Below are 20800 nucleotides of genomic sequence, written 5' to 3'. Positions count from 1 at the left end.
TCCGTCTCGATCGCGATCGAGGCGAGGTCGCGAGGTTGGGAGGTGTGCCTGGTCGGGGAGGTGACGTCCCCGCTCGCTCTCGACGTGGTGGCCGACGCAGGACTCGAGATCCTCGCCCTCGACAGCCTGGACCTGGGGCGCGCAGCGGCAGAGACGGGCGCCACCCTGGTGCACGTGGACGACTATGCGACGCCCGACGTCCGTTCGTCCCTGGCGCCCGTCGATGTCCTTCTCTCCTCCATGGAGGACGGGTCGTTCGGTCGTCGACCGGCAGATCTGGTGATCGACTCGACCATCGGCGCCGAGGACGCGGAGCGTCCCGTGGACGGCTCGGGAGTCGTGCTCCTCGGGATCGAGTACGCACCGATGCGTCCGCAGGTGCGGCAGGCTGCCGAGCGTCGACGTTCCGCTCCGCCGGTACCTGACGCGTCCGGGGTCCACTGCGTGGTCGTGATGGGTGGCACTGACGCAGTGGGTGCGGCAGCGGTCGTGACCGGGGTCTGCGGGCTCTCGTCGCGTATCGCACGGTGCACGGTCGTCGCTCCGGAGGAGCGGTGGGCAGCGATCCGGAAGGCGGGGCGCGGGCTCTCGCTCGAGCTGCTCCTGCCGTTCCCTGGGCTGCTCGACCTTGCCTCGCGCGCTGACGTGGTCATCAGCGCCGCAGGCACGACCGCTTGGGAGCTCGCGTGCATCGGCGTGCCCACGGCGCTGGTTGCCGTCGTGGACAACCAGGTGGACGGCTACGAGGTTGCGGTTGCACGGGGGATCGGAGCGCCGCTCGGTCTGCTCGCCGACCTCGAGCGTTCTCCCGAACAGGCCGCGAGCGTCTTGGACGAGATGATCATGACATCGTCGAGCCGGACGGCGCCGTCCCGGCTGGACGGCCTGGGAGCCTCCCGGATCGTCGATGCCTGGGAAGAGCTCCTGGCGTCGGCCTGGGCCGACGTCGGACCTCGCTCGGTGATCGAGGTCCGACCAGCGGTCAGCGCTGATGCCGCGGTGCTGCTGCGTTGGCGCAACGATCCGGTCACGCGGACGGTTTCACGCACCACCGACAGGGTCCGCTGGTCGGACCACGTGGCGTGGTTGGAGAGAGTTCTGGCATCGCCCGAGAGGCTCCTCCTCGTGGCCGAGTCCGACGGACGCAGGGTCGGTACCGTTCGATTCGACGCACTCGATGGAGGGTGCTGGGAGGTCTCGATCACGCTGGCCCCCGAGGTACGGGGCCGGGGGCTGGCCGCCCGAGTGCTCGAGGCGGCCGAGTCCGCGTTCTCCGCGTTACGCGGACAGCACGACATCGTCGCGACGATCCTGCCCGAGAACCGCTCGTCGCAGGCGGTCTTCCGGCGGCGAGGCTACGTGCTCATGGAACGCGGGCAGGACTCGTTCGACGTGCTCGTGAAGCGGGCAGAGGTCAGATGACGTCCCAGCTGAGAGGCGTCCCGCGAGGAACGTCCTGCGTGAAGGTGCGCCCGGTGACGGTGTCGAGGAGAGCAGGCTCGAGCCCACCAGCCGGTCGGATCGACCGGACGTTGGCAGACGAGACGACATCGCCCTGACGGACGTCAGCGACGACGAACAGCGAACGGCGAAGGCGGCGGCTCTCCGTCTCGCCCGCTGTCGGTCCCACGTTCACCGAGCCCAGGGCGAGCCACCCGCGCTCCGACTCGGCGACGAGCGCGGCCAGCTCTGCCGGTTCGAGCGAGAAGTCCGAGTCGACCCCGCCGTCCGAACGCGCGAGCGTGACGTGCTTCTCGAGCACCGAGGCCCCGAGGGCGACAGCAGCGACTGCGACCCCGATACCCATGGTGTGGTCCGAGAGACCCACGACGACGTCGAAGGTGTCCCGCAGGACGGGAATCGTCCGCAGGTTCGACTCGGCGGGCGAGGCAGGGTAGGAGGACGTGCACCCCAGGACCACGATCTGGTCGTTGCCCTCGGCGCGGATCGTCCGGACAGCCAGGTCGACGTCGGTGATGTTCGCCGCGCCCGTGGACAGGATGACCGGCTTTCCTGTCCGTGCCACCCGACGAAGCAGCGGGAGGTCACCGATCTCGAGCGACGCGATCTTGTAGACGGGCGCACCGAGGTCCTCGAGGAGGTCGACGGCGGTGTCGTCGAACGGGCTCGAGAAGGGGACGAGGCCGTGCTCGCGCGCACGCTCGAAGATCGGGCCGTGCCACTCCCACGGCGTGTGGGCCTCCTCGTAGAGCTGGTAGAGGTTCTTCCCTCCCCAGAGCTCGTGGCCCTCGCTCACCCGGAACGCAGGACCGTCGGCGTCGATCGTGATGGTGTCGGCCCTGTACGTCTGGAGCTTGACGGACTGGGCTCCGCTCTCTGCGATCATGTCGACGATGGCCAGGGCCCTGCCCAGGTCTCCGTTGTGGTTGCCGGACATCTCGGCGACCACGAAGGGGCGATGATCTTCACCGACGAGGTGCTGGTCGATCGAGACGGTACGGCGGTCCTGTGGAATCGGCATGACTGCGACTCTAGCCCGCTGATTCGCTCCGCCTCGAATCACCGGTTGGGCCGTGGATCGGCACCACGCTAGATTGTCGTAGCCCGCGCGGGGTCCCCGGCGGCAACTGGACGAGAGGTAGAGGGTTCTCATCGTGGTGGAGTGGGTGCCTGCTGTTCCTGCCGTGCTGGCAGGGGCGGCCTTCTTGGTCCTGCCCGGTCTCGTGCTTGGTGCCCTGTCCGGCCTCCGGGGTCTCACGATGTGGGGGAGCGCACCGGTGCTCTCCGGGGCGGTCGTCGGTATCGCTGCGGTCGTGGCCGGGCAGCTGGGGATCACATGGTCCTGGCTCGTCGTCGTGGTGGCGACCGTCGGCCTGGGGCTGCTTGCCTTCCTCGTCTCGCGTCTCACGGGGAGCTGGCGCTCTCCTCACGTCACCAGCGCGACGCACTCGCGAAGGCAGGTCGCCGTGGTGGTGCTCGTCGGCCTTCTTGCCTCGTCACTCCTGCAGGTGCGTCGGATGCTCACCGCCATCGGCACGCCGGACGCCGTGGCGCAGACGTTCGACACGTCCTACCACCTCAACAGCGTTCGCCTCATGCTCGAGTCGGGCGACGCGTCGAGCCTTCACATGGTGCTCACCACACCAGGAAAGTCGCTCAACTTCTACCCGGGGCTCTGGCACGGATTCTGTGCGCTCGTCGTCGAGCTCTCGGGGGCGGACGTCGCGACGTCGGCGAACGCGCTCTCGGTGGTGATCGCGGGCTTGGTCTGGCCGCTCTCGCTGCTCGCGCTTGCCCGAGCCGTCTTCGGCCCTCGCCCCGTCCTCCTGGGAATGACGGCGTTCCTCTCCTTCGCCATGGTGCAGTTCCCGAACACGATGCTGAGCTTCGGGATCCTCTATCCGAACCTTCTGGCGTACGCATATGTCCCCGCCGTGCTGGGACTCCTCGTCCTCGCGCTGTGGAAGGCGCGCGGGATGCGCCGGACCGTCCCCTTCCTTCTCGCCGGCGTCGGCTGTGTCGCGCTGGTCCTGGCTCAGCCGAACGCGCTCTTCGCGCTTGGCTACCTTCTTGTCCCCCTGGGGCTCCAGTGGACGATCCAGAGGTCGGCGCAGGTCGCCCGCACCGGCCCTCAGCGCTGGAAGGCCGCTCTTCCTCCGGCCCTGTTCGTCGGGGTCTGTGTCGCCGCCTACTGGGCTGCGGGCCAGGTGGCGATGGTCGCCACGTTCCGTGAGCAGGTCTCTTGGCCTGTGCGTTCGACCTGGCAGGAAGCGATCCGTGCGGTCCTGGACCTGAGTGCGATGCATCCCCAGGGCACGGCCAACCCCGTGCTCGCAGTTCTGGTCGTCATCGGGTTCGCCGCGGCGATCCGGGTCAGTCGGTGGCGCTGGCTCGCGGGCGCCTACCTCCTGCTCGCAGCCCTCTTCGTCGTCGTCGCGTCCGTCGACACCCCGCTCCGAGCCCAGCTCACGGGGTACTGGTACGGCGACCCTCAGCGGCTGGCGTCGCTCTTGCCGATCATCGGGCTCCTCCTGGCGTCGATCGGTGCTGCTTGCGTCGTCTGTGCACTGTCCAAGGCCTTCGAGGTGTGGCGGCGGGTAGACGCGCCCCGGTTCCGCGTCGAGGCGTGGAGATGCCTCGCCACGGTACTGATCGGTGCACTCGTGGTGGTCGTTCTCCCACGGACCGACGTGTACGCAGAGTCCTTCCTGTCGATGTCCTCGACCTACCAGATCGATCCGGACTCCGAGAGCTCCGTACGCCTCGTGGACGAGCACGAGTACCGACTGATGGACGAGCTGCCGGAGATCGTCCCCGAAGGTGTCGTCGTCGTGGGCAACCCGTGGGACGGGAGCGCGATGAGCTGGGCGCTGGGCGAGCGCGAAGCGCTCTTCCCGCACATGGGAGAAGTCGTCGAGCCGGACAGATTCCTCGTTGCGACAGCGCTCAACCAAGCGTTGGTCGACCCAGCGGTGTGCGAAGCGGTGGACCGGCTGAACGTCGGCTACGTCCTGCGCATGGGACGGCATCTCTGGGGCGGCAATCCCATCGGGTACGAGGGTCTTGACGGGCTCGTCGAGAACGGTGTCGGCGAGCTGGTCGCCCAAGAAGGGAATGCGCGCCTCTACAAGATCACCGCGTGCGACGATTGACTCGGTCGCACCCGAGGGTGACATTGTCCGCCGACGGCCTGCAGGCGGGCGGAGCGAGTCGCCTGCAGTAGTTTCTGCCACCACGAGAAGACGTCTTGTGGAATCTACATCCGCCTCTGAGGGGACAATGAGCAAGCGACTCATCAGCTATGTGCTGCCGGTGTACAACGAGGGCGAGAGCATCGAAGCGTTCTATCAGGCGCTCGTCGAGGCCACCGACCGTGTTGCGGAGAAGTACGACTTCGAGTTCATCTTCGTGGACGACGGGAGTCGCGACAACTCTCTCACCGCGCTGGAGGCGCTGCACGCCCTGGATCGACGGGTGCAGGTCGTGGAGTTCTCACGGAACTTCGGACACCAGATGGCCGTCACCGCGGGGATCGACCTGGCGCGCGGTGACGCGGTGGTCATCATGGACACGGACCTCCAGGATCCTCCGAGCACCAGCCTTCGACTCATCGAGCGATGGGAGGCCGGAGTCGACGTCGCCTACGCGCAGCGGGTGTCCCGGAAGGACTCCCCCCTCAAGCGGTGGACGGCGCACGCCTACTACCGACTGCTCAGCCACCTGTCGACCATCGAGATACCTCGGGACACAGGGGACTTCCGGCTCGTGAGCCGAGAGGTCGCCGACGAGCTGCGCAAGTACCGCGAGGCGAACCGGTTCGTCCGGGGAATGGTCGCGAACGTGGGGTTCCGGCAGGAGGCAGTTCCGTTCGCGCGCGACGCACGATACGCAGGAAAGACCGGATACTCCCTGTCGAAGATGATGCGTCTCGCCTTCGACGGGATCCTGGGATTCTCCACCAAGCCTCTTCAGATCATCAGCAGACTCGGTGTGCTCATCTCTCTCGTGAGTATTCTGGTTCTCGTCTACGTGGTTGCGGTGAAGTTGTTCGCACCCGAGTCCGCCATCCCGGGGTGGGCGTTCCTCGCGGTGGGGGTCTTCTTCCTGGGCGGGGTGCAGATCTCGATGCTCGGTGTTCTCGGGGGGTATATCGGGCGCATCTACATCGAGTCGCAGGACCGTCCTCTCTACATCGTGCGGTCGATTCTTCCGAAGAGGCCGGAGACTGCATCTGCTCGATCTCTCCCTCGCGAACTCACCTGATGCGCCGACCGGGTACGCGGGTCCTTCGCTTCGCACTCGTCGGTATGGTCAACACGGCCATCGACCTGCTGCTCTTCGGACTGCTTCGACACCTGGGGCTCGGGGTGCTGCTGGCCAACACGGTCTCCACCTCGGCCGGTCTCGCCTTCAGCTTCGGCGCAAATCGACGCTTCACCTTCGGCGACCGGCAGGGGAAGAGAGGGCAGCAGGCGATCCTCTTCCTCGGGGGTACAGGCGTGGGGCTCTGGGTGCTTCAGCCCGTGGTGATCCTGACGAGCGAGGCGATCATGAGGAACGCCAACGTCACGTCCTCGCTGGTCCTCCTCTGGCTGCCGAAGATCCTGGCGATCGGATGTGGCCTCGTCTGGAACTTCCTCTTCTACGACAAGGTCGTCTTCCGCAACGGCTCTCAGCCGTCACCAGGAGACACCGAGGTGCCCGAAAGATGACCGTGACTGCCGACGTCTCTCACCGCAACCGCGCTCGGATGCCTTCCTGGGGCTGGAGCGCGGTCCCGGTCCTGCTCGCCTGCATCGTCACTGCAGGCCTTCTCCACGCGTTCTCCGTTCCTCTTGCCGCTTCATTCGGGTACGCCGTCTACTGGGCGCTCGTGATCGGCCTGCCAGGAACGCTGCTCTGGCGATTCCTGCGTGTCCCCACCCGGAGCCTCCTGGAGGACGTCGTGGTGGGAACCACCCTCGGCCTCGCCCTCCAGACCGTTCTCGTGTGGGGGTTGTCGTCGGTCGGTCTGGATCAATGGGCACCGTTGTGGGCAGTGCTGGTGCTTGCGCTGGCGGTCGTCCATCCGTCGGCCCGATTCGTCTGGCGTCGCCCGACGATGCACCGACCAGTTCCTGCTGGGGTCGTATGGCTCTTGGCCGCGATCTCGGTGACTGCTGTCTGGTGGGTCGCCCGGACCAGCTTCCTCCTCAACGAGATCGCGCCCCTGCCAGGCCGCCCTTCCGAGTTCTACGCGGTCGCGCCCTACATCGACATGAGCTTTCAGCAGGCTCTCGTGTCCGCTGTCGCGCGGCCATGGCCACTTGAGTATCCCTATGTCGCCGGCGTGCCGCTCGACTACACGTTGATGGTCTACGAGCACCTCTCGGACATCGTCCGGTGGGTGGGGACGGACACGACGCTCGTCGTCATGAGGCTCTTCGTGGTCCCTCTGCTCGTCCTGCTCGTCCTGGCGTGCGGCGTCCTGACGATGCGGCTCGTCGGTCGCTGGTGGGCAGCGCCGCTCGGCGCGCTCCTTGCCGTCTTCGCGGCTCCGATCAATCTCTCCGCAGAGCTCCAGTCGCCGTTCTTCGACGTGGGGACGCTGAGTCTCGGGACGTTCCGCAGCCCCACGCAGTCCTTCGGCGAGCCTCTGTTCGTCGTGCTGATCCTGTTGACCTGCATCTTCCTTCGGTCACCGCGGAAGACGCGCTTGCGCATCGTGCTCCCATTCGTTCTCCTGGCGTTCGTAGCGGCGGGTGCCAAAGCGACCTTTCTCCCGCTGCTGGGGTGCGGGCTCCTCGGGGTACTGGTCTGCGTCCTCCTGTGGGACAGGCGACGAAGCGTCGGGGTCGTCGTTCTCGGCGGCCTGATCGTCCTCTGCACGGTCGCGTCGCTCCTGCTCGTCGTCGGGACGAACTCGCGGTCGTTGGAGATCGGGGACGGTCGGCAGCTGCTTGCACGGTTGCCTCTGGTCCAAGCACTCGGCGACCTCGCGGAGCCCAAGGTCTTCGTCGTCTCGCTCGCCCTCGTGGTGGGATCGTGGTTGCTCGTCGGAGTCGGAGCGATCCTCCTTCTCTGGTTGCGACCTCGTGACCCTCGCCTCTGGCTGCTCGGGGGGATCGTCGGGGCAGCTGTGGGTGCGACTCTCGTCGGTCAGCATCCTGGGCTGAGCCAGGCGTACTTCATCCGCTCGGCGTGGCCGGTCGTCGGAGTCCTGTCGGCCTGGGGAATCTCGGTCGGTCTCCGTCGCGTCGTGGGCAACGAGGCGCGCATCAGGACGTGGCTGCCATGGGTCGCAGCGGGTTTCGGTGTGGCCGTCGTTCTTCGAGAGCTGGTGCCCTGGACGTCGCGCGGGCAGTCGGGTACCGGCGTCGTCGTCGACATCGCACTCAGGGGCGTGCTGCTCGGGCTCGTCCTCGCCGGATTGGCGGTCCTCTGTGCGCGCACGCTCCGTGGTTCAGCCATCTCCTCCAGGTCGCGGACGACGGCCGTCGCGGGGGCCACGGCCCTGGCGATGCTCCTCGGCGGCGCCACCCTTGGCGAACAGCTGTCCTGGAGGACGGTCGGTCCTGCGGCGGAAGGCTACCGGGCCAACGGGCCCGTGGTCCCCGAGGACGTTGCCCTGGCCGCCCGCTGGATCCGCGACAACTCTGCCGAGGAGTCGGTGATTGCGACCAACGGCCACTGCGTCTCCGCTCCGGCTCCGGACGGGGGGTGTGACGCCCGTCGTTTCTGGGTGTCGGCACTCGCCGAGCGTCAGGTGCTCGTCGAAGGATGGTCCTACGCCAACCCGCCAGGCCAGGTCGCGCCCGGTTTCCGCGACGGCGACCCGTTCTGGGACGGAGAGCTTCTCGCGCTGAACGACAAGGCCTTCAGCGAGCCCGACCCCGCGCTGCTCTCGGCCCTCGCCGAACGGTACGGCGTCGGTTGGCTGCTGGTGGACCGTTCCGTCGGCCCCGAGAGTGCGGAGCTGGCAGATCATGCAGACCTCGTTCTGGACCTTCCTGGAGCCGCGGTCTATCGGCTCGACAGCGGTTCGTCAGGATGAAGGTTCGTGGCAGGGCCCCTCTGTGGAGTCCTGTCGAGCAGAGCCGTCCCGGCCGCAGGACGGCCGGTCGGAGCATGGTGACGACGCGTCATCATTCGGCAAGGGTCGAGTGTTCTAAGGTGAGTTCGTTTCACGCACCAGGAGGAGTGACGTATGGGTGTTCGGGTTGCAGCGAGTGCCGACGTGGCGGAAAGTGCGTCGCTCGGCGAGGGGACCCAGATCTGGGATCTGGCGCAGGTGCGAGAGGGTGCGGTCCTCGGAGAGTCCTGCATCGTCGGGAGGGGGGCCTACATCGGCACCGGTGTGCGGATGGGACGACACTGCAAGGTGCAGAATCTCGCCCTGGTCTATGAGCCGGCAGAGATCGCCGACGGCGTGTTCATCGGGCCGGGAGCCGTCCTCACCAACGACACCTACCCGCGAGCGGTCAATCCGGACGGATCGTTGAAGAGCGCCGCGGACTGGCAGGCCGTCGGCGTGACGATCGGCGAAGGGGCGTCCATCGGCGCTCGCGCAGTGTGCGTCGCTCCCGTGACGATCGGAGCGTGGTCGACCGTCGCCGCAGGTGCCGTGGTCACCAAGGACGTTCCAGACCACGCGATCGTCGTCGGCGTCCCAGCGCGACAGGTGGGATGGGTCGGACACGCCGGGCATCCGCTTCGACGAGAGGCTGAGTTCTTGGTGTGCCCCGTGTCCGGCACGACGTACGTAGAGCACGAAGGTTCCATCAGAGAGGTAGTACCGGAATGAGCCAGACGTTTATCCCAGCGGCCAAGCCGATCATCGGTGATGACGAGAGGGCGGCCGTCGATCGCGTGCTGCGCAGCGGCATGATCGCGCAGGGACCCGAGGTCGCGACCTTCGAGAAGGAGTTCGGAGACGTGCTCGTCGGAGGACGCACCTGCGTCGCCGTGAACTCCGGCACCTCCGGTCTGCACCTCGGACTGCTTGCCGCCGGGATCGGGCCGGGTGATGAGGTGATCGTTCCGTCGTTCACCTTTGCGGCGACCGCCAACTCGGTTGCGCTGACCGGTGCCACCCCCGTCTTCGCGGACATCGATCCCGACTACTTCTGTCTCTCTCCGGACGCGGTGCGTGCCGCCGTCACCGAGCGGACCAAGGCGATCATGCCCGTCCACCTGTACGGACATCCTGCCGACATGGTCGCGATCGACGCGATCGCTCGAGAGCACGACCTCCTGGTGTTCGAAGACGCTGCGCAGGCGCACGGTGCCTCGTTGGGAGGCGTCCCCGTCGGACGGTTCGGGACGTTCGGCATGTTCAGCCTCTACCCGACGAAGAACATGACCTCGGGTGAGGGTGGCATGGTTGCCTGCGACTCGGACGAGATCGCCCGCAACGTCAGGCTGCTGCGGAACCAGGGGATGGAGAAGCAGTACGCCAACGAGGTGGTGGGGTTCAACGCACGCATGACCGACGTCCATGCGGCGATCGGCCGGGTGCAGCTGACGAAGGTCGGCGCTTGGACCGCTGATCGGCAACGTCACGCCGCCTTCCTCGACGCGCACCTCGAAGGTGTCGTCGTCCCTGCCGTCGCGGCGGACGCGGTGCACGTCTACCACCAGTACACGATCAGGGTCGAAGAGGGGCGCGACCGGATCGTCACGGCACTGCGCGAGGAACACGGCATCGGGTCCGGCGTCTACTACCCGATCCCCAATCATCGCCTGGACAGCCTGAAGCACTTTGCGCCGGACCTCGATCTTCCGGAGACCGAGCGCGCCGCGCGGCAGGTCATCTCCTTGCCGGTCCACCCCTCGCTGACGACCGACGACCTCGAGCGCATCGTCGCCGGGGTCAACGCAACCGTGAAGGCGGGCTCCTGATGGCCGACCTGCGCGTAGGACTGATCGGTCTCGGTGCGATGGGCCGTCACCACGCCCGTGTGATTCGTGACCTGCCGGGCGTGAGCCTCGTGGCCGTCGCCGATCCGGGGGGCGACCCGTACGGCGTCGCCGGCGGACTGCCACTGCTCAGCGATGTCCACGAGCTCGTTGCCGCTGGTATCGACATGGCCGTGGTCGCCGTGCCGACGGAGTTCCACGAGCGTGTGGGCCTCGTGCTGGCTGCCGCCGGCGTGCACACGATGGTCGAGAAGCCGATCGCGGAGAACGGTGCTGCGGGAGAGCGTGTTGCGGCCGCGTTCCGCGACGCCGGCCTCGTGGGGTGCGTCGGGCACATCGAGCGCTTCAATCCGGCGCTCCAGGAGATGCGTCGTCGCATGGAGGCGGGCGAGCTCGGAGAGATCTACCAGATCGCGACCCGACGACAGGGGCCGTTCCCGGGAAGGATCGCCGACGTCGGGGTCGTCAAGGACCTCGGCACCCACGACATCGACCTCACGGCCTGGGTCGCGCAGAGCGAGTACCGGACGATCTCGGCGCAGGTGGCCCACCGGAGCGGTCGCCCCCACGAGGACATGGTCCTCGCGAGCGGGCGGCTCGCCAACGGGGTGATCGTCAGCCATACGGTGAACTGGCTCTCGCCCATGAAGGAGCGGCTGACGATGGTGACCGGTGAGCGTGGGGCCTTCGTCGCGGACACGGCCAACGCTGACCTGACGTTCTATGCGAATGGCGTGATCCCGACCGAGTGGGAGTCGATCACTGCCTTCCGGGGCGTCTCGGAGGGAGACATCATTCGTTTCGCGATCGCCAAGCGCGAACCCTTGCGAGTCGAGCACGAGGCCTTCCGAGATGCGGTTCTCGGCCTCCGGAACGACGTCGTGACGATGGAGCAAGGACTCCGGACGCTGCAGGTCGCCGAGGCGGTCCTGCTCTCCGCGACCGAGGGTCGCACCGTTGACCTCTGACAGGAAGGGTGCCGCGAGGTTCCTCGTCCCGGGGGCGGTGCTGATCGTCAGCGCACTGCAGCTCTATCGCCTGTGGGTGATGAGGTCGTCTGGAGTCTTGGAGCTGGGGGGCGGCGAATGGTTGCTGCTGCTCGTCGCGGTCGGGGTCGTCTGGCCGGTGGGAACCTGCTTCGCCCTGCGGACCGTGCTCGGCCTGTCCGGAGGACGGTTGGCCTTCGGGATGCTCGGCGTCGCAGCGATCGGCCTGTTCCCCTGGGTCGCGATCGCTGGGCTCTCCCCGCGGGACGTCGTCTTCCTGGCGTTCGCTCCCGCGCTCGTCGGGGGTTTCGTCGCGGCCTGGCAGGCACGGCCCGGTGGACGGGCGCTCTGGGGAGTCAGCGGCCTGCTGGCTATCACGTCCGTCATCCTGCTCTGGGGAGCATCCTCTCGAGGGGTGGGACAGCTTCCCGACGAGTCCGGGGCTCAGGCAGCGGGCGAGGTGCTGCTCGCCACCGCGCTCCGACTCCCTGCGGCCTGGATGGGTGCCTTGCTCGTCCTGGTGGGGGTGGTGTGCGCCCTTCTCGACGGACGTGGGCGCTCATGGGTGTGGGTGCACCTGGCGGTCGGTGTCGCCTACGTCCTGGCTGCTGCCCCCGGGATCCCGGTGGTCGGCGCTGCGACTCTGACGTGGCTGCCCTCGGCCCCGCTGATGGCGGCCTGTCTCGGTGTCTCCGGGACGTTCCTCGGAGCCAGGGGCGCCGCTGAGCTGACGACGTCTGCCCAGGCCAGGATTCCCTGGACTGGCGTTCGCACGGCGGTGGGCGTGGCGATGGTCGTCGTCGTCGTCGTCCTGTCCGGGCGAGGTCTGATCTCCGCGGTGATCACCACCGGCCTCGGCTGACGCTCGCCCCGTCACCCGGATGGCGCCTACCGGTAGGTGAACATACGGTGACCTAGATTGCCCGTGGCGGTGAGGTTCCGGGCTGGGAACGGGAGGCTGCGGAACATGACCCGTCGTTGGTGGAAGCGGAAGACCGCGACCTCTTTGCTGTTCGTGATGCTCGTCGGGACGGCGAGCATCACGAACAGCGGGGCGGCCGCAGGGCACACGATGGTGGACGCCGGCCAAGAGGGCGGATCCATCACACCGACGATCGACGAGGTCGCCCTGGAGGTCGACCCAGTCCTCCGTGGCGAGCTCGGTGCCGCCGTCGCGCGTGGCGACGATCCGCTGTCGCCGACGAGTCAGGCCGCACCGAGCGCCCGAGGGGCCTTCGGTGCACCCGAAGTCGTCCTTTCTGCGACGGCGGACGGTTCGGGCTTCGCGACCGTCGGGGTCACCTGGGCCACGGGCTCTGCGCCAGACGGTACCGAGGTGGGGGTCCGGACCAGGACCGGCGACGTGTGGTCGGAGTGGATTCCGGTCGAGCTCGATGTCCGTACTGTCGCGGACGACGATCCACCGGACGGTGGCGCGCTGCGCGACGGTACCGACCCCTTGCTCGTCGGCGAGGTCAACGAGATCCAGGCGGCCGTGCGCGGAACCGCCGGTCAGGCCCCCGTCGACGCGCGCCTGGTCGTCGTCGACCCCGGGGCGACCGAGCCGCTCGTGCCCGGTGCAGCGGCGGGTGAGGTTCGGCAGACGCGGATGGAGACGACGCCCTCCCGCACCGAGACCGATGCCGGCACCGGAGCCGCTCAGATCCTGGCGGCGGCCGCGTCCGCTCCGCGGGTTCACTCCCGCGCGGAGTGGGGCGCCGACGAGTCACTGATGCGGTGGACCCCCGAGATCGGCTCGATCAAGGCAGCGGTGGTTCATCACACTGCCGGGACGAACGACTACACCGCAGCGCAGGTGCCCTCCATCCTTCGCGGCATCTACAGCTACCATTCGATCTCCCGCGGGTGGGGAGACATCGGATACAACTTCCTGATCGACAAGTTCGGCACGGTCTGGGAAGGTCGCGCCGGAGGAATAGATCGAGCGGTGATCGGCGCGCACGCCTCGGGTGTCAACTCTCAGACCTTCGGTGTCTCGGTGATGGGCAACTACGAGCAGGCCGCCCCGTCGCAGGCAGCTCTGAACTCGCTGACGTCGCTGATCGCCTGGAAGCTCGGTCTGCACGGAGTCAGTCCGGTGGCGACGACCACGGTCTCGGGTATCTCACGCCCGACTGTCCTCGGGCACAGAGATGTCGGGCAGACCGCCTGCCCGGGGGTGAACATCTACAGCAGGCTCGCGGGGATCCGCAGTGCGGCCGCCTCGCTCCAGGGGCAGGGCGTCGACAGGGGCCCGGTTCGTGACCTGACGGCCGACGGCTTCCCGGACCTCATGACCAGATCCACGGACTCGCTCGCGCTCCTGACGTCCAGCGCATCCGGCTGGGCGCCGAGCAAGGCCGTCGGGCAGGGATGGCCAGGGCCGCAGACCATCGCTCCCGGCGACTGGAACGGGGACGGTCATCCTGACCTCATGCTTCTCGAGCGAGCCTCCGGACGTCTGTGGCTCTACCGAGGAACGGCTGCCGGATCGTGGGATCCCCGGGTCCAGATCGGTGGGGGCTGGGGGGTGATGAACCTGGTCGTCGGAGGGCAGGACTGGACCGGTGACGGCCGCCCTGACCTGCTGGCTCGAAAGTCGGTCGACGGTTCTCTGTGGGTATACCCCTCGGACGGACGCGGAGGATTCGGCGTTCCCCGACAGATCGGCAGCGGCTGGAATCAGATGACGACCGTCTCGATGCTCGGCAACCTGTCGGACGGGCGCCCTGCGCTGGTCGCCCGACGAGCGGACGGTGTGCTGCTCCTGTATCGAGGGGACGGACGAGGTGGGTTCGGCACGACGTCGGTCGTCGGGCCCGGATGGAACGGGATGTCGTCGATCATCGGTGCCGGCGACGTCACCGGGGACCGGGCAGTCGACCTGGTCGCTCGCTCGTCCTCGGGCGACCTGTGGCTCTACCCGGGCGACGGGCAGGGGCGGTTCGGCGGTAGGTCGCTCCTGGGTACCGGCTGGCAGGTCTTCACGACGGTGCTGCCCGCTGGGCGTCCTGGAGCTGGAGAGGACTTCTTCGCGGTCACGCCCGGCGGCGTCCTGTACCGATACGCCTTCAGGGGTACGGGTGGCTTCGACGCCAGCCGTCCGCTGGGTGTTCCGGCGGCATCTGTCGCTGAGCTCATCAGTTCTGGGGACTGGAACGGCGACGGGCGGGCGGACATCATGACTCGTCGCACGAACGGGGACCTCTACGTGCACCAGCGTCGGAGCGACGGTGGCTTCGAGGCTTCCGGTACCAGGGTCGGCACCGGATGGCAGATCATGACCCAGGTTGTCGGTGCGGGCGACTGGCTCGGTACTGGTACGCCTGGGCTGCTGGCGCTCGAACGTGGCACGGGGCGTATCTGGCTCTATCCCGGGAATGGACGGGGAGGCTTCGGGAACCGCCTGCTGATCGCCAGCGGTGCGGCCAACGTGGACAGGATCGTCTCCGCGGGTCACTGGTCAGGTGGCAGGTCGCCGGACCTGATCACCCGAGATGCCTCGAGCGGTGTCCTTTCTCTGAGGAAGGGAAACGGCGGCGCGCTGCTGGACAGCCCGCGAACCATCGGGACTGGCTGGTCCGGCATGTCGGCGATCGTGGGGATGGGAGACGTCAATGCGGATGGCGCGCCGGACCTGATCGCTCAACGTGCTGACGGCACTCTGCTTCTCTACGCCGGTGACGGAAGAGGGGGATTCCTCTCCACCCGCACGGTCGGCACCGTAGCCAGGGCCGCGACGGTGTCCTAGCCGAGGTCACGTCCGTTGGAGGACGCCGGGGGAAGGTAGTCTGCTGCCTGCAGGAGGGTGGACGATGCCCCCTGTCGTCTGATGACCGGGAGAACGCGTGACCTTGCTCGACGTGGTGCTGGCAGGACTTCTTGTGCTGGCTGTGTGGTGGATCCCCGGCGTGGTGCTCGGGCGTGCTGTCGGGCTGAGGTGGCTCGACCTCGTCGTGGCCGGTCCGGTCCTCTCCCTGGGATTCTTCACCGTTCTCGGAGTCTGGTCAGGGATGCTCGGGATGCCATGGGACATCCTGAGCGTGTCGCTGTCGCTGGTGGGCGTGAGCGCGCTGGTCTTCGGTGCGCGCATGGTGTGGGGTCGACGCCGGAGACAGCGCGCTCCCGTGCCTCCCAAGGTCTCCCTGCCGCTCCCGCGTGGGCGTGCTGCCCTCTACGTGGCAGCTGGCATCGCAGTCGGTGCGGTTGTCGGAACGTGGACCTGGTGGCAAGCGACTCAGGGGCTCACGCTTCTCAACCAGGACTGGGACATCCCGTGGCACGCGAACATGGTGCGGTTGATCGCGGACACGAGGGAGTGGAGCACCGGCCTCGCCGGGAACTTCGCCTACTACGACACGGTCATCGAGGACGCCCCGATCCGCAACTACCCGATCGCCTTCCACGCTGTGGTGGCCCTGGTGTGGCCGTTGTCGAGCCTTGGCGTCCCCGAGTTCCTCGGTGTCTTCCAGCTCTTCGTGATTGCGCTCCAGGTGCCCTTGTCCGCAGCCGTCATGACCTGGTACCTGTCGCGACGAGCCGGTGCTGCCGCCATCGCGGCGGTCGCCGCGACGGCGCTGAGCTCGTTTCCCTACGACCTCCTCTTCCGGGGTCCACTGATCCCTCTGGTGATCGGCCTCGCGCTCCTCGGTCCGTTCTTGGTCGTGGTGCTCAGGGCAGCGCAGAAGAGAAGTCTGACTCTGGGAGTGGTGGGCGGGATCGGTGCCGTCGGGCTCTTCGGTGCTCATGCGAGCATCGGTGTGGTCGCCGCGGTCGTGCTCCTGATCTGGGTCGTGCTGGCCTCGCCATGGACCTGGTCCGGGGTGAGATCGCGGTTCCTCGGTCTGCTGCCGGTCGGTCTGGTCGCCGTCGTGCTCGGGGGCCCGCTCGTGCTGGAGATGCTCCGTGAGTCAGGTCGAGTCTCCGAGATCCAGTGGCCCGCGTATCAGACCGTCCCGCAGGCCTTCGGGGAAGTGCTGCTCTTCTCGCACGGTAGCGGGATGGCTCAGTGGTTCTGGGCGGTCCTCGTCCTGCTGGGAAGCTGGGCATTGCTGCGGCGGCGGCAGCTCTGGTGGTACCTCGTCGTCTACATCGTCGCCGTCGGGCTGGCGGCGTTCACCGCAGGTTCCGACGGTGAGCTCATCACCAGGCTGACCGCCTTCGTGTACAACGATGCATGGCGACTCGTCGGTGTCGCCACCTTGCTCGCCGTTCCTGTCGTCGGCATCGGCGGACAGTGGGCGCTCGACCAGGTGCGGGCGAGGGTGACCGCCCGCCCACGGATCGCCAACGGTGCTCTGTCGGTGGTGGGTGTGCTCCTTCTCGTGCTCGTCCTGCAAGGAGACGCCCAGCGCAACGTGTCGTCGATGCAGCGTGGGTACCGAGCTGGCGAGACCGTCACCCACGGTGAGCGGGAGATGATGGAGGCGCTCTCGGCGGTGGTGCCAGCAGACGGCCAGGTGCTGAACGACGTCTGTGACGGGTCCGCCTGGATGTTCGCGCTGTCCAACCGGATGCCCATGATGCGCCACTTCGAAGTGATCCCGACTCTTCGCCAGGAACTGCTCCTGGAACACTTCAACGACTTCGACGACGATCCTGAGGTGCGTCGGGCTGCGGCGGAGCTGGGAATCACCCACGTCTACGTCGGCACAGGCTTGATCCGGCAGTACCTCGATCAGCCGTCCGGACTCGAGGACCTCGACGACGTCGAGGCGCTTCGTCTCGTTGCCGGGAATTCGGACGCACGCATCTACGAGATCGACTGGGCGTCGGTCGGCGACGGACAACAGATGCTGGACCAGGCGAGGGAGAACCAGGTGCACCGGGACGGTGTCCCGGGTATCTGGGAGAGCAAGGATCCTGACGCGCTGGCCGACAGGAACGCTGTGTGCGTCTGACCGCTGATCAGAAGATCCGCGCGATGCTCGCCCAACCGGTGCCGATGGCATGGCGCGGGCCGAATCCGGAGCCGGTCCATGGGTACAGGTAGAGGATGCCGTCGCCCCCGGCGGCGACGAGGTCCGGGCGGCCGTCGCCGTCCCAGTCGGCAGACGCACCGATCAGCCGCATCGACTGCCACCCTTCGCCGATCTTGACCGGGTCGAAGCCGCCGACCCCGTCGCCTCGGTACAGCAGCAGTCGCCCGCTCGAGTCTCGAGCGATCACGTCGACCTTGCCGTCAGCGTTCCAGTCTCCCGCACCGAGCACGGCCGTCATGGCTTGCCAGCCGGGGCCGACCAGCGTACGAGGCGCGAACGCTGTCCCTGTCCAACGGTAGAGCCACATGGATCCACCGGCATCGATCGCCAGCAGGTCTGCTCGACCGTCCCGGTCGACATCGCCAGGCGCCACGAGAGCTCGCATGTTCTGCCACCCGGTGCCGACGGGCTGACGGGCTCCGAAGCTGCCCGTCCCCGTTGCCGGGTATCGCCACAAGCCGCCCCCCGCGTCGGTAGCGAGCACGTCGGGATTGCCTGTACCCATGAGGTCGTTGGTGCGGGCGGTGAGTCGCATGACGTGCCAGCCGACGCCGATCGTCGACACGCCGGTGAACCCGCCCTGCCCGTCGCCGTTGTAGGCGCGGAGCTCGCCGGCGGGAGTCTGGGCCAGGATGTCGGGGCGGGAGTCACCGGTGAAGTCCGAACCGAGGCGTGAGCCGCTCGTGGGCTTCCACCAGTCGCTCCGTAGCCCCAGCGCTGAGCGAAACCCTGCCCCGGTCGTCGTCGTCGTACCTGTGGTCCCGGAGACGACGACACTGGTGACCCGGCCTCCCCACTCCCCGTGGCCTTCTCTTCGCACGTCGATCGTCCGTGGCGTGCCGATGCCAGGGAACGCCTGTCGGACCGTGGCGACGGGTACCCGGACCGACCACGCGTGCACGGGGTTGCCGATGCCGTCCCACGGGTCGGCGCGGGCGACGAGGTAGGGCTGGGTGCCGGCAGCGGTCCATCCGCCGTTCGACGAGCTGAACTGCGTGAATGCGGGTCTGCCCGCATAGTTGCGGACCTGGAGCGCGGTGCCGGCGACGGCGGAGTCCGTGGATGCGAACTCGTGGTCGGCCGTCAGGGTGCCGTTCGACGAGAAGGACTTGTGTCCGGGATAGACCTGGCACTGGGTGGTGTCGCACGTCTGCCAGCCACCTGTCCCGGACTGGCTGACCTCGAACGAGGCGTAGGTCCGGGCAGCCACCGACTGGGCTCGTAGCGCGTCGGCCGGCCAGGAGGCGGGCATCTCCGCGGGGACGACCGAGCGGAGGTACTGCTCCATCGATACGACGTTCACCGTGCGAAGCCGGGGTGAGGTTCCGTCAGGAACAGCCCGCACCGTCCCTCGATAGTCTTTCTGCGTCCCGTTGGGAAGGACGAGTCTGATGAAGCCCGACGGTGCAGCGAGGCTGAGGAATCCGGGTGATGCGCCTCGGGACCACCGTTGCCACGCCCCGTCGATCAGACCTTCGAGGTAGAACCCCGCCGGAAGTCTCACCACGCGCCAGAGCTGTGGTGTCCGGCCGGCGAAGGAGATGGCGGTGCCGGTGGTCGTCCCGTCGCTCGCCGTCATCCCGGGGACCGCGAGGACCCGTACCTCGTTGTCGAGGTCGGCGCTGATCAGCACGCTGATCGAGGGATCCGGCCGCTGCGCGCGCTGGGTACCCGGATAGTAGAAGCCGAGCATCTCTTCGTACCCGACGCCGAGGGTCGCGGCGGCCCGTGCGCCGTACTGCGACAGGCCCCGCCCGTGCCCGTAGCCCCTCCCGGCTATGGTCAGCGTTCCGTTGTCCGGCAGGTAGTATCGCTCAGTCGGTCCGGCTGCAGCCGCAAGCGCGGACGCAGGAAATGTGCCTTGGCCCAGCATCAGGGTCGCGATCGCGACGATCGTCGCGATGACGCTCTGGCTTCGGCGCATGGGAGCCTCCAGACGCAAGGGACCGACTCCCCAGAGTACGGCGACGCGGTGCGTTCTGCATGGCGTCGAGAGTTCTGGCCGGCCATCCGGTCTGACGACGAGAGTGAGTTCCGAGTGAGTCACGGGACGTCCCGAGTGAGCAGGCTCCTGCAGCACTCAGCGGTTCGGTACCTCGGTGTCGGTGGGGCCGCGTTCCTGCTCGACCTCGGGCTGCTGACGCTCGCCTACAGAGTCTTCGGTGCTCCTCTGTGGGTAGCGACGGGTATCGGCTTCTGGGGAAGCTTCGCCTTCAACTTCACGCTGCAGCGGCGCTTCGCCTTCGGTGGACAGACACCGACCGGGCGCGCCCTCATTCGCTATTGCGTGCTGCTCGGGGTGAACTCGGCGATCAACATCCTTGTCGTCGAGCTGTTCGAGCGCGCGGGCTGGGGCTTCGCGACAGGGAAACTCGCAGTCACGGCCGGCCAGACCGTCTGGAACTATTTCGTGTATCGCTACTGGGTCTTCAGTGCGGGGCCGAGTGCGAACACCTTGCCGCCCGCCGTGGAGACGCCGACAACTGAGGAGAGATGACGATGTACAAGGGCGCCAGAATTGCTGCGGTGGTACCGGCCTTCAAGGAAGAGTCGATGATCGGCACGGTGATCTCCACCATGCCCGACTACGTGGATCACATCGTCATCGTCGACGACTGCAGCCCCGACGGCACCTCGGACGTGGTGCGCACGTACGACGACGATCGGGTCACCCTGATCCGCCACGAGGTCAACAAGGGCGTCGGCGGATCGATCGTGACCGGGCACAAGGCTGCCGTCGAGCTCGGCGCAGACGTGAACGTGGTCATGGCGGGCGACGCCCAGATGGACCCTCGCTACCTGCCGGACCTCCTCGACAAGGTGACTGCTGGTGGGTACGGGTTCGCCAAGGCGAATCGCTTCTTCCGTCCCGACTCCTATGACGGGATGCCCGGATATCGCGTCTTCGGCAACATCGTCCTTTCCTTCATGACGAAGTTCGCTTCGGGCTACTGGCACCTCTTCGACCCGCAGAACGGCTATACGGCCGTCCGTACGTCCGTCCTGGCGCAGGTTCCGCTGGATCGCGTGGCAGAGCGCTACAGCTTCGAGAACGACTTCCTCATTCACCTGAACGTGGCAGGGACCTCGGCCGTCGACGTCCCGATTCCCGCCGTCTACGGCAGCGAGGTCTCCAGCATCAGGCTCGGGAAGGTCGTGCCGGAGCTGCTCAGCCTCCTCTTCCGGGGCTACTGGTACAGAGTCTGGTACCGCTATGTCCTCTGGTCCTTCTCGCCGGTCGCCCTCCTGCTCCTCATGGGCATCCTGCTGACGACGATCGGTCTGGTCGCGGGGACCTGGATGGTCGCGGCGACGTGGAACTCGACCCCGGCGACGGCTGGGACCGTGCTGCTGGCCGTGACACCCTTCGTTCTCGGGGTACAGATGCTGGTGAGCTCCTTGCAGCTCGACATCCAGGAGAGCCCAGACAAGCCGACGCTCCAGCCCTTCGAGTAGCGACGCGGTCGAGCCGGC

General features: G+C 67.5%; 15 protein-coding genes. 13 read left to right on the top strand and 2 right to left on the bottom strand.

What is annotated here, in order from left to right; translation table 11 throughout:
- Positions 1-60: 60 nt before the first annotated feature.
- On the top strand, positions 61-1422 hold the full coding sequence (locus tag ACIPWA_RS05730; protein WP_400288714.1) for a GNAT family N-acetyltransferase: 1362 nt from the start codon (positions 61-63) through the stop codon (positions 1420-1422).
- Here the strand turns inward: ACIPWA_RS05730 and pseI are convergent.
- On the bottom strand, positions 1415-2482 hold the full coding sequence (pseI, locus tag ACIPWA_RS05725; RefSeq protein WP_400288712.1) for a pseudaminic acid synthase: 1068 nt from the start codon (positions 2480-2482) through the stop codon (positions 1415-1417). The two genes, ACIPWA_RS05730 and pseI, sit on opposite strands and share 8 nt — an antisense overlap.
- 145 nt (positions 2483-2627) lie before the next feature.
- Between pseI and ACIPWA_RS05720 the strand changes: the two genes are divergently transcribed.
- The 10 genes from ACIPWA_RS05720 to ACIPWA_RS05675 all read left to right on the top strand — a co-directional run bounded on the left by ACIPWA_RS05720 (position 2628) and on the right by ACIPWA_RS05675 (position 17245).
- Complete coding sequence (locus ACIPWA_RS05720) at positions 2628-4613, top strand: DUF6541 family protein (RefSeq protein WP_400288710.1); 1986 nt, start codon at positions 2628-2630, stop codon at positions 4611-4613.
- A 127-nt stretch (positions 4614-4740) separates the two neighbouring features.
- The gene (locus ACIPWA_RS05715) at positions 4741-5724 is read left to right on the top strand and encodes a glycosyltransferase family 2 protein (RefSeq protein WP_400288709.1); all 984 of its coding nucleotides are present in this window, start codon (positions 4741-4743) and stop codon (positions 5722-5724) included.
- Positions 5724-6173 carry a GtrA family protein gene (locus tag ACIPWA_RS05710; protein ID WP_400288708.1) on the top strand — a complete coding sequence of 150 codons (450 nt, stop codon included), beginning with the start codon at positions 5724-5726 and terminating at the stop codon, positions 6171-6173. The genes ACIPWA_RS05715 and ACIPWA_RS05710 overlap by 1 nt, the downstream gene beginning before the upstream one ends.
- On the top strand, positions 6170-8494 hold the full coding sequence (locus ACIPWA_RS05705; protein ID WP_400288707.1) for a hypothetical protein: 2325 nt from the start codon (positions 6170-6172) through the stop codon (positions 8492-8494). Before ACIPWA_RS05710 ends, ACIPWA_RS05705 begins: the two co-directional genes overlap by 4 nt.
- A gap of 153 nt (positions 8495-8647) precedes the next feature.
- Positions 8648-9244, top strand: a complete 597-nt coding sequence (locus ACIPWA_RS05700) for an acyltransferase (RefSeq protein WP_400288706.1) — start codon at positions 8648-8650, stop codon at positions 9242-9244.
- Entirely contained in the window at positions 9241-10341 is a 1101-nt protein-coding gene (locus ACIPWA_RS05695; RefSeq protein WP_400288704.1) for a DegT/DnrJ/EryC1/StrS family aminotransferase, read from the top strand. Before ACIPWA_RS05700 ends, ACIPWA_RS05695 begins: the two co-directional genes overlap by 4 nt.
- On the top strand, positions 10341-11327 hold the full coding sequence (locus ACIPWA_RS05690; protein ID WP_400288703.1) for a Gfo/Idh/MocA family protein: 987 nt from the start codon (positions 10341-10343) through the stop codon (positions 11325-11327). The genes ACIPWA_RS05695 and ACIPWA_RS05690 overlap by 1 nt, the downstream gene beginning before the upstream one ends.
- Positions 11317-12207 carry a hypothetical protein gene (locus tag ACIPWA_RS05685; RefSeq protein ID WP_400288702.1) on the top strand — a complete coding sequence of 297 codons (891 nt, stop codon included), beginning with the start codon at positions 11317-11319 and terminating at the stop codon, positions 12205-12207. The genes ACIPWA_RS05690 and ACIPWA_RS05685 overlap by 11 nt, the downstream gene beginning before the upstream one ends.
- A gap of 105 nt (positions 12208-12312) precedes the next feature.
- Complete coding sequence (locus tag ACIPWA_RS05680; protein WP_400288701.1) at positions 12313-15096, top strand: FG-GAP-like repeat-containing protein; 2784 nt, start codon at positions 12313-12315, stop codon at positions 15094-15096.
- 97 nt (positions 15097-15193) lie between these two features.
- Positions 15194-17245, top strand: coding sequence for a DUF6541 family protein (locus ACIPWA_RS05675; protein ID WP_400288700.1), 2052 nt, complete (start codon positions 15194-15196; stop codon positions 17243-17245).
- Between the two features lie 7 nt (positions 17246-17252).
- Here ACIPWA_RS05675 and ACIPWA_RS05670 read toward each other — a convergent pair whose 3' ends face one another.
- Positions 17253-19406, bottom strand: a complete 2154-nt coding sequence (locus ACIPWA_RS05670; protein WP_400288698.1) for a SpoIID/LytB domain-containing protein — start codon at positions 19404-19406, stop codon at positions 17253-17255.
- Here ACIPWA_RS05670 and ACIPWA_RS05665 point away from each other — a divergent pair.
- Positions 19386-19823 (top strand): GtrA family protein, encoded by a 438-nt coding sequence (locus ACIPWA_RS05665; protein ID WP_400288697.1) that lies wholly within the window; start codon positions 19386-19388, stop codon positions 19821-19823. The two genes, ACIPWA_RS05670 and ACIPWA_RS05665, sit on opposite strands and share 21 nt — an antisense overlap.
- Positions 19820-20782, top strand: a complete 963-nt coding sequence (locus tag ACIPWA_RS05660; RefSeq protein WP_400288696.1) for a glycosyltransferase family 2 protein — start codon at positions 19820-19822, stop codon at positions 20780-20782. The genes ACIPWA_RS05665 and ACIPWA_RS05660 overlap by 4 nt, the downstream gene beginning before the upstream one ends.
- Positions 20783-20800 lie beyond the last annotated feature (18 nt).

Source organism: Oerskovia enterophila, from assembly GCF_044748475.1.
Classification (GTDB): domain Bacteria; phylum Actinomycetota; class Actinomycetes; order Actinomycetales; family Cellulomonadaceae; genus Oerskovia; species Oerskovia enterophila.
This window is presented reverse-complemented; position numbering and strand designations above follow the sequence as displayed.